Source organism: Rhodococcus sp. DMF-1 (genome assembly GCF_021441945.1).
GTDB classification, from domain to species: Bacteria; Actinomycetota; Actinomycetes; order Mycobacteriales; family Mycobacteriaceae; genus Rhodococcus; species Rhodococcus ruber.
This window is the reverse complement of record NZ_CP090442.1, coordinates 4,239,819-4,251,930: the sequence shown is the minus strand read 5'-3', so window position 1 is coordinate 4,251,930 and position 12,112 is coordinate 4,239,819. Positions and strand designations below refer to the sequence as shown.

Below are 12,112 nucleotides of genomic sequence, written 5' to 3'. Positions count from 1 at the left end.
GCGGTGTGCAGGCACATTCCGGTCCGCAGGTGCTCCCCGGCGGCGGTCTCACCGGAAGTGAGGCCGCCGCGCGGCTGACCCGCGACGGCCCGAACCAGCTCCCCGCCGCGCGGCGAGTGCCGTGGTGGCGCAGGCTGATCGCGCAGCTCACGCACTTCTTCGCGCTGCTGTTGTGGTTCGCTTCGGCCCTCGCGTTCGTCGCGGGCATGCCGGAGCTGGGCATCGCCGTGATCGTGGTGATCGTCGTCAACGGCATTTTCGCCTTCGTGCAGCAGGAACGCGCGGAGAAGGCCGCCGAACGCCTCGGCGAGCTGTTGCCCACCACCATCGTGGTGCGCCGGGACGGGGCGCTGCGCACGGTCGACGCCCGTGACCTGGTGGTCGGCGACGTCGTCGTGCTCACCGGCGGCGACCGGGTCCCGGCCGATCTGACCCTCGCGGTCGCGGGCCGCTGCACCTTCGACGAATCCACCCTCACCGGGGAGAGCGAACCGGTGCTCCGCACGGCCGGCGCGGCCGTGTTCGCCGGAACGTTCGTCGCCGAGGGCGAATCCGAAGGGATCGTGACAGCCACGGGTGCGAACACCCGCCTCGCCGGTATCGCAGCCCTGACCACGTCGGTGCGACGTCCACCCGGCCCGCTCGATCGGGAGATCCAGCGCATCGTCCGGACGCTCGCCTTCGGTTCCGTCGGCGTCGGCGCGGTGTTCTTCGCCGTGTCTCTCCTGGTGGGGATCTCCTGGCAGGACGCCTTCCTCTTCGCGGTGGGCATCACCGTCGCCCTCGTGCCCGAGGGGCTGCTGCCCACCGTGACGCTGTCGCTGGCGATGGGGGCGCAGCGCATGGCCCGCGACAACGCGCTGGTGCGCAACCTCGAGGCCGTCGAGACCCTCGGTGCGACGACGTTCGTCTGCACCGACAAGACGGGCACGCTCACCCAGAACCAGATGAACGTCGTCGAGGCGTGGACCCCGGCCGGGACCGTCGCCGTGCGCGGGGAGGGGTATGCGCCCACCGGTGCGGTGACCGGCCCGGAGCCGGCGGTGGCGGCGGCCGCGACCGCCGGTCTCGCCGGCGCGGCCGCCTCGAAGGGCGGAATCACCCTCGACGACGACGAGTGGCGGGCGGTCGGCGACCCGATGGAGGCGGCGATCGCCGCGTTCGCGGCCCGTCTCGCCGGTCCCGGCGCACAGCCGGGGCCGGTCACCCGCCGGTTCGTGTTCGATCCCCGGCGCCGCCGCGAATCGGTGATCGTGGGCGGGCGGCTGCTTCTCAAGGGCGCCCCGGACGCGGTGCTTCCGCGCTGCGCCGAGCCGGGCGAGCTCGTCGACCGGGCGGAGGAGGCGCTCGCGGACATGGCGTCGCGGGGCCTGCGGGTGCTCGCCGTCGCCCGCCGGACCCTGGCCGATCCCGGCGCGGAGACCGACCCGGACCTCGCCGAACGCGACCTCGAACTCCTCGGCCTGCTCGGCATGGAGGATCCGCCGCGGACCGCCGTCCCGGCCGCGCTGCGGGCCGCCCGCGGCGCCGGCATCAAGGTCGCGATGCTCACCGGCGACCATCCCGAGACCGCGCGCGCCATCGCCCGCGAGATCGGCCTGCTCGGCGCAGAGGGCAAGGTGGTGCAGGGCAAGGACCTGCCCGAGGACGATCAGCTGCTCGGTGCCCTCCTCGACCGGGACGGCGTCGTGATCAGCCGGGTCTCGCCCGAGCAGAAGCTGCGCGTGGCCAGGGCCCTGCAGGACCGCGGTCACGTCGTCGCGATGACCGGCGACGGTGTCAACGACGGACCGGCCCTGCGGCAGGCCGACATCGGGGTGGCGATGGGCGAGGGCGGCACCGACGTCGCGCGCGAGGCCGCCGATCTGGTGCTGCTCGACGACGACTTCGCAACCATCCTCACCGCGGTGGAACAGGGCCGGGCCACCTACGCCAACATCCGCCGCTTCCTCAGCTATCACCTGACCTCCAACGTGGCCGAACTGACGCCCTTCGCGCTGTGGGGACTGTCGGGCGGGCAGTTCCCGCTCGCCCTGGGGGTGCTGCAGATCCTGTGCATCGACATCGGCACCGATCTGCTGCCGGCGCTCGCCCTCGGCGGCGAGCCCCCGAGCCGGGACACGCTGAAACGCCCGCCGGAACGCCGCCACCTCGTCGACCGGACCCTGCTGGTCCGGGTGTTCGGCGTGCTCGGACCGACCGAGGCGATCGTCGAGATGAGTGCGTTCCTCGTCGCGCTGCTCGTCGCGGGTTGGCGTCCCGGGGGCGAATTTCCCACCGGTCCGGCGCTTCTCGCGGCCTCCGGCGCCGCGTTCGCCGCCGTCGTCCTCGGTCAGGTGGGCGCCGCGTTCGCCTGCCGCAGCGCGACCCGGCCGCCGTGGCAGCTCGGGTGGGGCTCGAACCGGCTGCTGCTGTGGGCCGTGCTCGCCGAACTCGTCGCCCTCGTCGTCTTCCTCGGTGTCGGCCCGGTCGCCGACGTTCTCGGGCACGCGGTTCCGCCGCTCGAGGCGCTGGGTGTCGCGCTGCTGGGCATCCCCGCGGTCCTCGTGGTCGACTCCGTGTACAAGCGGGTGCGCCGTCGCCGACGGTGAGCCCGCGGGGCGTTCGGGGTGCGGGCATCCCGCCGCACGCGCACGATGGGACCGATGGGGAGGAGTCGCATGGATGTCGTCACGGTCACGGATCTGCACAAGCACTACGGAGACGTGCGGGCCGTCGACGGGGTGTCGTTCGCGGTGCGGGCCGGTGAGGTCTTCGCGCTGCTGGGACCGAACGGCGCGGGCAAGACCACCCTCGTCGAGATTCTCGAGGGACACCGCCGGCGCACGTCCGGACACGTCGACGTGCTCGGATTCGACCCGGAGACCGGGGGGCGGGACTTTCGCGAACGCATCGGAATCGTCCTGCAGGAGGCCGGTTTCGAGGAGCACTTCACCGTCCGGGAGCTCGTCCGCCACTACCGGTCCCTGTATCCGCGCCGGCTGGGTGTGGACGACGTCGTGGAGCTGGTGGGCCTGACCGACAAGCGCGACGCCAAGGTCGAGACCCTCTCCGGGGGCCAGCGCCGCCGCCTCGACCTGGCGCTCGGCCTCGTCGGCGACCCCGACCTGCTGTTCCTCGACGAACCGACCACCGGGTTCGACCCCGCCGCCCGGCGCCGCGCCTGGGATCTCGTCGAGTCCCTGCGGGGCCTCGGCAAGACCGTCCTGCTCACGACCCACTACATGGACGAGGCGGAGCACCTCGCGGACCGGGTGGGCATCGTCGTCGCCGGACGGATGATCGCCGTGGGTACGCCCGGCGAGATCGGCGGCGAACAGGGCAGTGCCGCCGTGGTGAGCTTCCGACTGCCGCCCGGCGCGGCACCGTCGGAGCTGCCCGACCTGGGCGGACCGCTGGCCACCGACGGCGCGGAGTGGCAGCTCCGCACGTCCACCCCGACCGCGGCGCTGCGTCGGCTCACCGGCTGGGCCCAGGACCGCGGACTCGAACTGCCCGCCCTGACCGTCGCCCGCCCGTCGCTCGAGGACGTCTACCTCGAGCTGGTGGCCCGGCACGACCTGCGGCGCGAGATCGCCCGCTCGGCGGAGGTGTCGTCGTGAGCTTCCCCGGGACCGCCGCACGGACCGGGCGCCCGGCCGCGGCCGGCCTGCTCGCCGAGCAGCTGCGCCACACCGTCGTGGACCTGTGGCGTGTGCGGGTCGTCTTCGTCTTCACCTTCCTGTTCCCCCTCACCTGGCTGGTCGTCATCGGGTTCCTTGCCGGTAACGCCACCGTGGACGAGGACAGCGGCGTGCGCGTGATGCAGTTCGTCACGCCCACCGCTGTGGTGATGGGCGTGCTCTACGCCGCCTGGCCGACCGTGGCGACGGCACTGGCCACCGCGCGGGAGCAGGGGGTGCTGAAGCGGGTGCGCGGAACCCCCCTGCCCGCCTGGATCTACCTCGCCGGCCGCGTCGGGGGCGCCGTGGTGTTCGCGTTGTGCTCGGTGCTGACGATGCTGATCGTCGGGGCGCTCGCCTACGACGTGCAGATCCTGTGGCGCACCGCACCGGCCACCGTCGTGACGATCGCCGTGGGGATCGCCTGTTTCGCGGCGCTCGGGCTGGCCGTGGCCGCGCTGTCCCCGTCCGCCGCCGTCGCGGAGGCCGTGTCGATCGCCGGCGCCGTGGCGCTCGGGTTCCTCTCGGGGCTCTTCATCGTCGGCGACCTGCCGGGGTGGGCGGATTCGATCGCGTCCGTCTTCCCGCTGAAGCCGTTCAACGAGGCGCTGCAGGGGCAGTTCGATCCGTTCGCCTCCGGCGGCGGCTGGGATCCCGGTGCGCTGGCTGTGATGGCGGCGTGGACGCTCGCCGCATCCCTCGTCGCGGTGCGCGCCTTCGGCTGGGACCCCGCGCGGGGCGGCACCGGGCGCGCGCCCGCCCCGGCTGTTGCGTCGCGACGGGACCGGGCCGTCGATGCCGACGCGCCCGGACGGCCCTCCACGGCCCGGCTGGTCCTCGGCCAGGTCGGCTGGGCCACGCGAGCGGCCGCGCGCGACCCGGGATGGGTCTTCTTCGCCGTCGCCCTGCCGGTCGGCCTGTACGCCTTCATCATGGCCGTGCTGCCGGACGGTGCCGCCGCCGACGGGGTGCCGCCGGAACTGTCCTCGGCGGCGGGCATGGCGGCGTGGGGCGCAGCGGTCACCGCCTTCGTCAACATGCCCGAGGCGGTGGTGCGGGCCCGGGACCGTGGGGTGTTGAAGCGGCTGCGCGGCACCCCGCTCGGGCCGGTCGATTTCATGGCCGGGCACACCGTGTCGACGCTGTGGATTGCCCTGGTCACCGCAGTTCTGGTCGTGGCCGTCGGTGTCGTCTTCTTCGGCCTCGTCCTCACGTGGCCCGGCGTGTTCCTCGCCGCCGCTGTGGTGGTGCTCGGCACCGCGACGTTGGCTGCGTGCGGTTTCGCTCTCGCTGCGGTGCTGCCGAGCAGCAAGGCGGTCTCCGCGGTCGGCCTCGCGATCCTCCTCCCGCTCGCGTTCTTCTCCGACATCTTCTTCCTCGGCGACACCCCCGGTTGGATGCAGACGGTGGGATCGGTCTTTCCGTTGAAGCATTTCTCGAATTCACTTGCCGCAGCCCTGGATCCGTCCGGTTCCCGGATCCTGTGGGGCGCCCTCGCGGTGATGGCTGCCTGGCTCGTCGCCGCCGCGCTCGTCGCGACGCGCACCTTCCGCTGGGGTCCGCGGGCCGAGCACGGGGCGCCGTCCGCCGCCCCACTGGGATTGCGCCGCCGCGGCTCCGGGTATGCCCGGAACAGCGCTCGCCGATGATCGGAAGGGACCGGCCATGACCACCCCCTGCCTGACCACACCCTGCCTGACCACACCGGACCCGGACACGGGGCCGGGCTCGCCCGAGCCGGCCCCGCCCGTCCCACCGACGCCCACGCCGCCGTCACCGTTCCCGCCGGAGCCGAATCCGGTGCCGACCCCACCGGAGCCGCAGCCGCCGTTCCCGCCGGAACCGGATCCCGAGCCCTCGCCCCCGCATCCGCAGCGGCCCTTCCCCCAGATCCCCGACAACGCGATGTGACGACCTCGCCGACGGCGAGAGTGAGGAGAGCAGGTATGTCCAGCATGTTCGGCCGCACGTTGCTCGGAACGACCGCGGCGACCGCCGCGACGGCGGTGGCGGGATCGATCGCCTCGCGGGACGTGGACACGCGGTGGTACCGGCGGTTGCGCAAACCGTCGTTCCAGCCGCCGGGTGCGGTCTTTCCCGTCGTGTGGACGGCGCTGTACGCCGACATCGCGGTGAGTTCCGCGGTGGCGATCGACGAACTCGAATCGGAGGCGCGGGTCGACGAGGCCACCTACTATCGGGCCGCCCTCGCGGTGAATCTGGTGCTCAACGCGTCCTGGTCGTGGGTGTTCTTCAAGGCGCACCGGCTCGTGCCGGCGACGGTGGTCGCCGGAGCGCTCGCGGTGAGCAGTGCCGACCTGGCGCGTCGCGCCGCCGTCGCGAAGCCGGCGGCAGGGGCCGCGCTCGGTCCGTACGCGGTGTGGTGCGCGTTCGCCACGGTTCTCAGCGGCCGGATCGCGCGGCTCAACCGGTCCTGAGCGGGCGCGGAGGTCAGTAGAGCGGGTCGTGGCGGAGGCGGTCCGCGGGCACGCCGGCGGCCTGCAGCCGGAACTCGGTCGCCTGGATCATGGCGGGCGGGCCGGCGATCTGCACGTCGTGCCCCGACCAGTCCCCGGAGCCGAGCACCCACGTCTCGCCGACGCGGGCATGGCCGACGATGTACGGGCTCACCCACCCGCCGGAGACGCGACGGACGTGGAATTCCACGGAACCGGCCGCGTTGCGAATCGCCGTGTGGGCCGGACGGATTACCGGGAAACGGATCTCGGGACGTACGTCCCTGCCGGTCGGGTGCTTCGGTCCTGTGGACGGCGGCTGCGGACGAAACGCCGGCGCCACCCGTGGAACCGGCACCACCTGCAGCCGGCGCGCGGTTCGATGCGAAAGTCCCTGGGGAGAAACGGAAGAGGCATCAGCCGCCGTGCCGTAGGTCAGCGCCCACGGAGGGGCCGTCGGCGGCTCGAAGGTCCCTCGACAATCGGGACCTTCGAGCCGGTGACCCCGGACGGGTGGCGTCGCTGCGCGACTACCGCTGGGCTGCAATGCGGTTGCGCATCGCCTCGAGCCCCCCGACGACGACGATCGCGATCACCACGTGCATCAGCGAGAGTGTGATCGTGCTCGGGGTGTCGAAGTCGGCGACGATCGTCGACGCGATCGTGCCGAGCGCGGCCACCGCGCCCACGACCTCGGCGACGCGGACGATGCCGAACCAGCGCAGGCTGAGCAGCGCCGCGAGACCCATGCCCACGGTGAGCGGGACGACGGTCATGACGAGAACGCCACCCGGGGCGGCGCTTTCGACGGTGTCACCGTTGGTGACCTCGAACGTGCCGCCGGCGGCGAGGCCGACGAGCCACAGGGCGATGTTGGCGACGAGAGCCACGACGACCGGGACGAGCACCGCCATCGGACGACTGAGCGCGAACGCGGGCAGGGTCGGCGTGGCGGTGCGGTCGAGAGGCTTGACAACACTCATGATGTCCTCCGGAAGGGCCGATGAACTGACGTCGCCCATCGTTCAACCTCGAGTCGACTCGAGGTCAAGTTCTTTCCTCGCGAGCTACGCGGCGGCCACGGCGCACCAGTCCACGGTGACCGAACGCGCACCGGAATGCGCGAGCATGGAACGCACGGGGCCACCCAGGCACAGCTGCCGGTCGAGCTCGCGCTGCTCGGCGTCCGGGTCGCGGGCGTCGGGGGCACCCACGAGGATCTCCGCCGGCTCGGTGCTGCGCGCGCCCTCCACCAGCAGCCGCTCCTCGTCGACGACCCGCACGGGCACGTCGTCCGATCCGACCACGTCGCCGATGAGCAGGGCCACGTAGTCGGCGTCGTCGTCCGCGTCGTGATAGGCCAGCAGCCGGCCGCGGACGGTGCCCGAGACGAGCCGCCGATCGAGAGTCAGCCCGGACCGCGCGGGCGTTCCCGCCGCGACGGCCCGCAGGCAGTGCGGCAACGTCACCCGTCGTGAGGTCCAGCTGAAGAAGGCCCCACACCCCGTGTCCATGACACTCGCTCCTCCTCGGTACGTCCGGGCGAGGTGGTCCCCGGTTCTGTGATCAGTGTGCGCCGGGGGTCCGACATGTTCCGGGAGTGCCGGAGCTGGTGCCGGAGCAGGTTCAGAGCGTGGTGCTGAGCGAGCCGGACGGAGGCGGCATCGGTGTTCAGGGCACGAGCCGTGTCGGTGATCGACAGGCCACACGCGATGCGCAGGTGCAGCACGGCGCGGTAGCGGTGCGGGAGGGCAGCGATCAGCGTCGAGGGTCGTGTCGCCGCCTTGTCCGTCGTCACCGCCTCGTCCGTCGTCACCGCGTGCGTCCTCCTCCGTCCGGTGCGGGACATCGTGTCGCGACCGGTGTCCCGGACGGAAGGGACCGGTGTCCCGATCGCGCGGGCGCCCGGCGTCTGCTGTGATGCACTCGCGACACGACGCACCCAGGGAGGCTTCCGTGAGACCGACCGCCGAGGACATCGAGCGGATGACCGCCACGCTGTTCCTGTCCGAGGACGCCCAGCCGCGGTCGCGGCGCGCGACGTTCTGGACCCTGCTCGTGCTGGCCTCGGTCATCGCCTCGGCGGGCGTCGTCGCGGACTCCACCGCCACCGTCATCGGCGCCATGATCGTCGCCCCGTTGATGACGCCGATCGTCGGGACGGCCCTGGCGGTGGTGCTCAACGATCATCGCAACCTGGTCGCCTCCGCGTTGCTCGTCGCGGCGGGTGCGGCCGCGGTGGTGGCGACGGGATACGCGGTGGGCCTGCTCGATCCACTGGATGTGCTCGCCGAGAACAACAGCCAGGTGGCGGGCCGGGTCGCGCCGCGGCTGATCGACCTCGTCGCGGCCCTGGCCACGGGCGCGGTCGGGGCGTTCGCGCTGGTGCGGCGCGACGTGTCCGACGCCCTGCCCGGGGTGGCGATCGCCATCTCGCTGGTGCCGCCGCTCGCGGTGGTGGGCCTGACCCTCGAGTCCGACGCGCCACGCCAGGCCGGTGGGGCGCTGTTGCTGTTCGCCACGAACGTCGCGGCGATCGTCGCCACCGGCACGCTGGTCTTCCTGTTCGCGGGGGTGCGCGGGGCGGCGCGCCGCGCCGGTCGCGAGGTCGGGGACCTGCGCGGCCTCAGCCTGCTCACGGTGGTGGCCGCGGTGGTGGTCGTCGCGGTGCCGCTGGGGCTGTCCAGCACCCGGGTGATCCGGCAGGAGACGCTGAAGGCCGACGTCGCTCCGGTCGCCGAGCGGTGGGCCCAGGAGCAGGGCTGGGCGATCACCGAGATCGGGTTCCGGCAGTCCGTGCTCTGGATCGAGGCGCTCGGGCCGCCGCCGGAGGCGGACCCGGCGACGCTGCGCGAGGCCCTGAACGAGGCGGGTCTGCGCGACGTCGACGTCGAGGTCACCCTCGTCATCGGGGGAACGCGGCGCCTGCCGGGCGGGTAGCGGCCGCGGTCAGCACACGACCGGCCGGTCCGCGGACGGGTCCAGCGCGGCCAGCACGAGCTGCTCGGCGACGGGATCGTAGGGGATCGAGACGTGGTCGGCGGTGTTCGCCGGGCACACGTCCTGCAGCAGGATGTTCCGCGCGCCGGGGCCGGTGAGGAACGACGCCGTGTAGGGGATGATCACCTGGTCGTATCTGGTGGCGACGACCGTGTAGGAAACCCCTTCGACGGTGTCGCTGCCCGCGTTGAGTTCGGCGAGCACGGCGTCCTGCGCGACGGACGGCGGCCCGAGCGACGGGTAGTTCGCCGGCGCCAGCCCGACGATGCGGCTGGTCTTGTCCGCCCCGCCGAGGAACCGCACGTACCACCGGGGGACGGCCCCGCCCTTGGAGTGGCCGACGACGGACACCCGCTCCGCACCGGTTGCCGCCAGGACGGCGTCGACGAACGCCGCCAGTTCGCCGGCGGCATCCGGGATCGGCTCCCGCGCCTTGAACGGCTCGGCCGGCGGGGCGCCGTAGTCGAGTGCGAACACGCAGTACCCCTCGGTCTTCAGCGCCGGCGCCAATCCGGCCCAGTTGGCGTAGGAGTTCTCCAGGAAGCCGTGGACGAGCACCACCGGCTCGGGGTGCTCCGGCACAGGCACGCAGCCGAAGTCGTTCGTCCCGGCCGGGACGACCCCGGGATGCACCAGCGAGTAGGCGAGCGCGGCGCCGAAGGTGCTCTGCGGTGGGCCGGTCGGCTCGTCGGCGGAGGCCGACGGACTCGCGGCGACACTGCCGCCCAGCACCAGGAGACCGGCGACCGCGAGTGTGCGGATCATGACGCCGATCATGCACCGCCGAGGTCCAGGCGGGGGCCGGAACGGCCGGAGGGGGAATACCGGCGAGCCCCCGCCGTTCGTATAGTTGAGCAATCAACGATTAGACGGAGGCACCCGTGCAGTTCGGCATCTTCACCATCGGCGACGTCACCCGCGACCCCACCACGGGCCGCATCCCCACCGAGCACGAGCGGATCGTCGCCATGACGGAGATCGCGCTGAAGGCCGAGGAGGTCGGGCTCGACGTCTTCGCGAGCGGCGAGCACCACAACCCGCCCTTCGTCCCGTCGTCGCCGACCACCATGCTCGGCTGGATCGCGGCGAAGACCGAGAAACTGATCCTCTCGACCGCGACCACCCTGATCACGACGAACGACCCGGTCAAGATCGCCGAGGACTTCGCGATGCTGCAGCACCTGTCCGGCGGCCGCGTCGACCTCATGATGGGCCGGGGCAACACCGGCCCGGTCTACCCGTGGTTCGGCAAGGACATCCGACAGGGCATTCCGCTCGCGATCGAGAACTACCACCTGCTGCGCCGGCTCTGGCGGGAGAAGGACCTCGAGTGGGAAGGCAGGTTCCGCACCCCGCTGCGCGGCTACACCTCGACTCCGTGGCCTCTCGACGACACCCCGCCGTTCGTGTGGCACGGCTCGATCCGCTCGCCGGAGATCGCCGAGCAGGCCGCGTTCTACGGCGACGGCTTCTTCCACAACAACATCTTCTGGAACCGCGAACACATCCAGCAGATGATCGGCCTCTACCGCACCCGGTTCGAGCAGTACGGCCACGGTGCCGCCGACCAGGCGATCGTCGGGCTGGGCGGCCAGGTGTTCATGGCCGAGACCGAGGAGAAGGCCAAGCGCGTCTTCCGGCCGTACTTCGACAACGCCCCCGTCTACGGTCACGGGCCGTCGCTCGAGGACTTCTCCGCGACCACCCCGCTCACCGTCGGCACCCCCGAGCAGGTGATCGAGCGCACCCTCGGCTTCGCCGACTACGCGGGCGACTACCAGCGGCAGCTGTTCCTCATGGACCACGCCGGCCTGCCCCTCGACGTGGTGCTCGAGCAGATCGAGATCCTCGGTCGCGACGTCGTGCCCGTGCTGCGCGCCGAATTCGAGCGTCGCCGCCCGGCGCACGTGCCGTCGGACCCGCCGACGCACGCCTCGCTCGTCGCCGAGGGCGCAGACTCGCCGCACCGGCTCGTGATACCCGCGAAGGTCGACCTGTCCGCCGCCGGGGAGGCCGAGACTCTCTGAGCCGAACCGGCGGTGTGACGCGCAGCGAGCCGGGTATGCCGGTCCGTATGGAGACACACAACGACAAGCGCAGGTTCGTGGCTCAGCGGCTCGACGAGATCATCGGGGCCCTCGAGACGAGTGCCCCGGGTCCCGGCGAACAGAGTCCGGTGCCGACGTCGGGGGAGTTCGACGGGTCCCTCGTGGCGGCGCAGCGGCACCGTGCCGAGATCGAGACCGCCTCGGACGAGCGGCTCGACGAGATCGCGGCCGGATACCCGGAGATCGCCGCGGCGTGGGAGCGCGACGGCTCGTCCTGAACCCGGATCACCCGGTCGCCACCCGTGCCCGCAGATCGTCCACACCCGCCCCGGACAATCGGGGCAGCGCCACGCGACGGCCGGTGAGCAGCAACAGGATCGCGGAGATCGGTCCCCGGATCTCCGGTCCCTCGCCGACCGACCACGCGACGTCGGTGGCGGTGAGCCGGTAGCCGCGCAGGGGAAGGGAGCGGAAGACCCGGGCCTTGCCCCTGCCGCCTTGGGACCACACCCGCGCGGCGACCGCGGACGCCGCGTCCGCGGGCATCTCGAGGTCGCGGTGCAGCGGGATCGCGATGTCCTGGCCGTGCACGAGGATGTCGGTCAGGGGCTCGAAGGCGGTCAGCCCCACATTGTGGCGGCGGGAGCCGATCGTCGCGCGCAGGTCCGCGATCAACCGGTCGGTCGGCAGCGCCGCCCGGTCGCGCGCGGCGGCACGGATCATCGAGTTCATCGGGCCGGGATGCCGCAGGACGATCCGGACGGCGTCCCCGACGGTCAGCTGCTGCAGGGTCAGGTGGGCGGCGACGTCACGCACCGCCCAGCCGTCGCACAGCGAGGGCTGCGCCCATTCGTCGTCGGAGAGCCGTTCGAGCAGGTCGGCCGTGCGCCCTCGCGCGCTGTCGATCGCGGCCCAGATCTCGTCCTCGTTCATCATGGGGCCCCTC

14 protein-coding genes are annotated in these 12,112 nt (G+C 72.5%); 8 read left to right on the top strand and 6 right to left on the bottom strand.

Features of this window, described 5'->3' with window-relative positions; genetic code table 11:
* Window positions 1-5 precede the first annotated feature (5 nt).
* The 5 genes from LZP97_RS19510 (at window position 6) to LZP97_RS19490 (ending at window position 6,100) form a co-directional block, all read left to right on the top strand.
* Complete coding sequence (locus tag LZP97_RS19510) at window positions 6-2,591, top strand: cation-translocating P-type ATPase (RefSeq protein ID WP_234574892.1); 2,586 nt, start codon at window positions 6-8, stop codon at window positions 2,589-2,591.
* Window positions 2,592-2,660: 69 nt separating this feature from the next.
* Entirely contained in the window at window positions 2,661-3,602 is a 942-nt protein-coding gene (locus LZP97_RS19505; protein ID WP_017680172.1) for an ABC transporter ATP-binding protein, read from the top strand.
* Window positions 3,599-5,311: an ABC transporter permease gene (locus tag LZP97_RS19500; RefSeq protein WP_048771306.1), complete on the top strand. Its 1,713-nt coding sequence runs from the start codon at window positions 3,599-3,601 to the stop codon at window positions 5,309-5,311. Before LZP97_RS19505 ends, LZP97_RS19500 begins: the two co-directional genes overlap by 4 nt.
* A gap of 16 nt (window positions 5,312-5,327) precedes the next feature.
* Window positions 5,328-5,573, top strand: coding sequence for a hypothetical protein (locus tag LZP97_RS19495; protein ID WP_159105358.1), 246 nt, complete (start codon window positions 5,328-5,330; stop codon window positions 5,571-5,573).
* Window positions 5,574-5,608: 35 nt separating this feature from the next.
* On the top strand, window positions 5,609-6,100 hold the full coding sequence (locus LZP97_RS19490) for a TspO/MBR family protein (RefSeq protein WP_010594181.1): 492 nt from the start codon (window positions 5,609-5,611) through the stop codon (window positions 6,098-6,100).
* Between the two features lie 13 nt (window positions 6,101-6,113).
* Here the strand turns inward: LZP97_RS19490 and LZP97_RS19485 are convergent, their stop codons facing one another.
* The 4 genes from LZP97_RS19485 to LZP97_RS19470 form a co-directional block, all read right to left on the bottom strand.
* A complete protein-coding gene (locus LZP97_RS19485; protein WP_010594180.1) occupies window positions 6,114-6,329 on the bottom strand; it encodes a hypothetical protein in 216 nt (71 codons plus the stop codon).
* A 319-nt stretch (window positions 6,330-6,648) separates the two neighbouring features.
* A complete protein-coding gene (locus tag LZP97_RS19480) occupies window positions 6,649-7,101 on the bottom strand; it encodes a DUF6069 family protein (RefSeq protein WP_048771668.1) in 453 nt (150 codons plus the stop codon).
* A gap of 84 nt (window positions 7,102-7,185) precedes the next feature.
* Entirely contained in the window at window positions 7,186-7,632 is a 447-nt protein-coding gene (locus tag LZP97_RS19475) for a hypothetical protein (protein WP_225222707.1), read from the bottom strand.
* On the bottom strand, window positions 7,584-7,967 hold the full coding sequence (locus LZP97_RS19470) for a sigma factor-like helix-turn-helix DNA-binding protein (RefSeq protein WP_225222708.1): 384 nt from the start codon (window positions 7,965-7,967) through the stop codon (window positions 7,584-7,586). Before LZP97_RS19470 ends, LZP97_RS19475 begins: the two co-directional genes overlap by 49 nt.
* Before the next feature lie 107 nt (window positions 7,968-8,074).
* Here LZP97_RS19470 and LZP97_RS19465 point away from each other — a divergent pair, with 107 nt between their 5' ends.
* Window positions 8,075-9,058, top strand: coding sequence for a DUF389 domain-containing protein (locus tag LZP97_RS19465; RefSeq protein WP_017680166.1), 984 nt, complete (start codon window positions 8,075-8,077; stop codon window positions 9,056-9,058).
* A gap of 9 nt (window positions 9,059-9,067) precedes the next feature.
* Here the strand turns inward: LZP97_RS19465 and LZP97_RS19460 are convergent, their stop codons facing one another.
* A complete protein-coding gene (locus LZP97_RS19460; protein ID WP_017680165.1) occupies window positions 9,068-9,895 on the bottom strand; it encodes an esterase/lipase family protein in 828 nt (275 codons plus the stop codon).
* 104 nt (window positions 9,896-9,999) lie between these two features.
* On the opposite strand from LZP97_RS19460, the gene LZP97_RS19455 reads away from it, so the two are divergent.
* Together LZP97_RS19455 and LZP97_RS19450 are read left to right on the top strand one after the other, a co-directional pair.
* Window positions 10,000-11,145 carry an LLM class flavin-dependent oxidoreductase gene (locus LZP97_RS19455; RefSeq protein ID WP_048771310.1) on the top strand — a complete coding sequence of 382 codons (1,146 nt, stop codon included), beginning with the start codon at window positions 10,000-10,002 and terminating at the stop codon, window positions 11,143-11,145.
* 47 nt (window positions 11,146-11,192) lie between these two features.
* Window positions 11,193-11,444 carry a hypothetical protein gene (locus LZP97_RS19450; protein ID WP_003938681.1) on the top strand — a complete coding sequence of 84 codons (252 nt, stop codon included), beginning with the start codon at window positions 11,193-11,195 and terminating at the stop codon, window positions 11,442-11,444.
* A 7-nt stretch (window positions 11,445-11,451) separates the two neighbouring features.
* Here the strand turns inward: LZP97_RS19450 and LZP97_RS19445 are convergent, their stop codons facing one another.
* Window positions 11,452-12,102 (bottom strand): maleylpyruvate isomerase family mycothiol-dependent enzyme, encoded by a 651-nt coding sequence (locus tag LZP97_RS19445; protein ID WP_017680162.1) that lies wholly within the window; start codon window positions 12,100-12,102, stop codon window positions 11,452-11,454.
* Between the last annotated feature and the right edge of the window lie 10 nt (window positions 12,103-12,112).

What these genes read in the sequence shown, in the direction of transcription:
- LZP97_RS19450 (WP_003938681.1), top strand. Translation starts at nt 11,193, where the DNA reads ATGGAGACACACAACGACAAGCGCAGGTTCGTGGCTCAGCGGCTCGAC.
- LZP97_RS19475 (WP_225222707.1), bottom strand. Translation starts at nt 7,632, where the DNA reads ATGGACACGGGGTGTGGGGCCTTCTTCAGCTGGACCTCACGACGGGTG.
- LZP97_RS19445 (WP_017680162.1), bottom strand. Translation starts at nt 12,102, where the DNA reads ATGATGAACGAGGACGAGATCTGGGCCGCGATCGACAGCGCGCGAGGG.
- LZP97_RS19490 (WP_010594181.1), top strand. Translation starts at nt 5,609, where the DNA reads ATGTCCAGCATGTTCGGCCGCACGTTGCTCGGAACGACCGCGGCGACC.
- LZP97_RS19460 (WP_017680165.1), bottom strand. Translation starts at nt 9,895, where the DNA reads ATGATCGGCGTCATGATCCGCACACTCGCGGTCGCCGGTCTCCTGGTG.
- LZP97_RS19480 (WP_048771668.1), bottom strand. Translation starts at nt 7,101, where the DNA reads ATGAGTGTTGTCAAGCCTCTCGACCGCACCGCCACGCCGACCCTGCCC.
- LZP97_RS19505 (WP_017680172.1), top strand. Translation starts at nt 2,661, where the DNA reads ATGGATGTCGTCACGGTCACGGATCTGCACAAGCACTACGGAGACGTG.
- LZP97_RS19495 (WP_159105358.1), top strand. Translation starts at nt 5,328, where the DNA reads ATGACCACCCCCTGCCTGACCACACCCTGCCTGACCACACCGGACCCG.
- LZP97_RS19470 (WP_225222708.1), bottom strand. Translation starts at nt 7,967, where the DNA reads ATGTCCCGCACCGGACGGAGGAGGACGCACGCGGTGACGACGGACGAG.